This window comes from Catellatospora sp. KI3 (assembly GCF_029948125.1).
Taxonomy (GTDB): Bacteria; Actinomycetota; Actinomycetes; order Mycobacteriales; family Micromonosporaceae; genus Catellatospora.
Map to the genome: position 1 here is coordinate 1 of NZ_JASAMB010000081.1, position 456 is coordinate 456.

At 67.3% G+C, this 456-nt stretch carries 1 protein-coding gene; it reads left to right on the plus strand.

What is annotated here, in order from left to right; translation table 11 throughout:
* A partial coding sequence (locus QEZ54_RS36280; RefSeq protein WP_281309320.1) for a pectate lyase occupies window positions 1-456 on the plus strand: 456 nt, incomplete at both ends.

Genomic DNA, 456 nt, shown 5'->3' on the forward strand with positions numbered 1-456 from the left:
TGGCCGACGAAGTCCGGTGACGCGGGGCTGCCCACCGGCACCATCCCGGTGAGCGGGGTGTTCGACGGCGGGATGAAGCGCTACTGCTGCATCGGCGACGGCGGCCAGTCCGAGAGCCAGGACCCGATGTTCGAGCTGGCCAACGGCGCCACCATCAAGAACGTCATCATCGGCGCGCCGGCCGGTGACGGCATCCACTGCCTGGGCACCTGCACCATCCAGAACGTCTGGTGGGAGGACGTCGGCGAGGACGCCGCCACCTTCCTGCAGACCAACGGCGGCACCTCCTACGTCATCGGCGGCGGGGCGAAGTCGGCCTCGGACAAGGTGTTCCAGCACAACGGCAACGGCACCGTCAACATCTCCGGCTTCTACGTCGAGAACGCCGGCAAGCTGTACCGCGCCTGCGGCAACTGCACCAACTCCTACCAGCGCAACGTCGTGGTCGACAACGTG